This window comes from Streptomyces sp. NPDC025651 (assembly GCF_055558735.1).
In genome coordinates this window covers 1-2,824 of the sequence record NZ_JBVHLZ010000034.1, presented here as the reverse complement: position 1 = coordinate 2,824, position 2,824 = coordinate 1, and the positions used below count along the sequence as shown (strand labels likewise).

Annotated in this window: 1 protein-coding gene; it reads right to left on the bottom strand. The window is 69.7% G+C overall.

What is annotated here, in order from left to right; all coding sequences use genetic code 11:
• A partial coding sequence (locus ACZ4D5_RS43415) for a non-ribosomal peptide synthetase (RefSeq protein WP_467778069.1) occupies positions 1-2,824 on the bottom strand: 2,824 nt, incomplete at both ends.

Here is a 2,824-nt window from a genome sequence, read left to right as displayed (position 1 = left end):
TCCGTGCGCCAGCGGACCAGGTCGCCGGTGCGGTACATGCGCTCACCGGCGGCGAACGGACACGCCACGAACCGCTCCGCCGTCAGCGCCTGGCGCCCCACATACCCCCGCGCCACCTGGGCGCCAGCGACGTACAGCTCACCCGCCACGCCCACGGGAACCGGCTCCAACGCCGCGTCCAACACGTACACCTGGGTGTTCCAGGTGGGGCGGCCGATGGGGACCGCGGAGCCGGCGCCGCTGTCCGTGGCGCGCCCGCAGATGAAGGACGCCACCTGGATGGTCATCTCGGTCGGGCCGTAGAGATTGGAGAGTTCGCTGCCCCAGGTGTCCGCTACGTCCGCCGCGAGATCCGTGCGGAGCGCCTCGCCGCTCGCCCAGATGCGGCTGACGGAGTGCGTCGCGGGCGGGTGGGGCAGATGCGCGAGCAGGGACGGAGGGAACTGGGCGACAGTGACGCCGTTCTCCGCGATGTACGAGGTCAGTCGCTGCGGATCGCGGATGACATCGCCGGGGGCCACGCGGATCGCGGCGCCGGACAGCAGCGGGTACCAGATCTCCAGCCCCACGGAGTCGAACCGCACCGAGGTCCGGAACAGCACCACGTCGTGGGCGCCCACCGGATGGGCCGACTGCATCCACTGGAGGTTGTTGGCGAGGCCACGGTGCTCGACCATGACGCCCTTGGGCCGACCCGAGGACCCCGACGTGTAGATGACGTAGAGCGCGTTGGCCGGCGTCAGGGCAGTCGTGCGCTCGTCCGCGGAGAGATCGGTCGTGGGCTGTCCGGCGATGGCGGCGCTTGTCTCTTCGTCGTCGACGACCACACACGGCACGCCCTGGCCCGAGGCGATCAGACGGCTCCCGGACGAGACGACGGCCACCACCGGGCGCGCGTCGAGCAGCATGCCGCGCAGGCGCTCGCTCGGGTCGTCGGGGTCCAGCGGAAGATACGCGCCGCCGGCCTTGATCACCGCGAGCAACGCGACGACCGTGTCGGCCGTGCGCGGCAGTGCCACAGCCACCACGCTTTCCGGGCCGACGCCCAAGCCGACCAGATGACGGGCCAGTTGGTTGGCCCGAGCGTGCAGTTCGGCATAGGTCAGCGCGGTGTCCGCGAAGAGCACGGCGGGGGCGTCGGGAGTGCGACGTGCCTGCGCTTCGAGCAGGCCGACCACCGTGTCCGGGCGCACTTCGGCCTCGGCGCCGTTCCACTCCGTCAGCACCTGCTGTCGCTCGGCGGCCGTCAGCACGTCGAGCCGGCCGATCGGCTGGTCCGGGGCGCTCAGTACGTGGTCGATGAGACGTATCCACCGAGCGAAGATCTGCTCGACGGTGGACCGGTCGAAGAGGTCGGTGGAGTACTCGACCACGGTGTCGATGCCGTCCGGGCCCCCGGCCGCGGTGAAGCGCTCGGTGAGGGAGAAGAGCATGTCGAAGCGGGAGGTGCCGGTCTCCGCCTCGGTCGTGCGGACCGTCAGGCCGGGGAGGTCGAAGTCGCCTTGGGTGGTGTTCTGGAGGACGAGTGCGATCTGGAAGAGGGGGTGGTGGCTTGTGGTGCGGTGGGGGTTGAGGAGTTCGACGAGGTGTTCGAAGGGGATGTCTTGGTGTGCGTAGGCGGCGAGGCTTGTTTCGCGTACGCGGTGGAGGAGTTGGTGGAAGGTGGGGTTTCCGGTGGTGTCGGTGCGTAGGACGAAGGTGTTGACGAAGAGGCCGACGAGGTCGTCGAGTGCTTCGTCGGTGCGTCCGGCGACGCCGCTGCCGAGGGGGATGTCGGTGCCGGCGCCGAGGCGGGTCAGGAGTGCTGCCATGCCTGCCTGCAGGACCATGAACACGGTGCTGCCCGACTGCTGCGCCAGCTGTATCAGCCCTTGGTGGAGCTCGGGGCTCAGCTCGAATTCGAGATGGGTGCCCTCGTAGGTGGCGACGGTCGGTCGGGGGCGGTCCGTGGGGAAGCTCACCGACTCCGGCAGATCCGTCAACTGCGTCTGCCAGTACTGGAGTTGACGGGTGTAGGGGCTTTGCGGATCGGACTCGTTCCCCAGCAGCTCGCGCTGCCACAGGGTGTAGTCGGCGTACTGGACCGGCAGGGGGGACCACCGCGGAGCACCGCCCTGTGCACGGGCCGTGTAGGCGGTCACCAGGTCGCGGGCCAGCGGGCCCATCGACCAGCCGTCCGCCGCGATGTGGTGGAGCAACAGCAGCAGCACGCTCTCGCCGCCGCTCACGTCGAAGAGCCAGGCGCGCACGGGTACTTCGACGGAGAGGTCGAAGCCGTAGCGGGCCGCTTCGTCCAGGGCCGCCGAAAGCTCCTGCGTGGCCACCGCGCGGTGCTCCCACACGAAGTCCCGGTCCGTGCCGCCCAGCACCAACTGACGCGGTTCGCCATCGACTTCAGGGAAGACGGTGCGCAGCGACTCGTGGCGTGCCACCACGTCGCGCAGGGCTGCGCGCAGCGCCTCCGGATCCACCGAGCCCGTGAGGTGGAACGCCAGGGGCATGTTGTACGTCGCCGTCCGGCCCTCCAGCTTGTGCAGGAACCAGAGCCGCCGCTGGGCGAACGAGAGGGGGATCACCTCGGGGCGCGGCACCGGTGCCAGCGCCGTGCGGGTCCCGCCGCCGTCCGTGAGTCGGGTCGCCAGCTCGGCCACCGTGGGCGCCTCGAATACCGCGGCAATCGGGACCTCCACCCCAAGAGTGCTGCGGATCCGACTCACCAAGCGTGTGATGAGGAGGGAGTGTCCGCCGAGGTGGAAGAAGTTGTCGTCGATGCCGATGTGGTCGATGCCGAGTGTTTCGGCGAAGAGGGTGGTGAGGGTTTGTT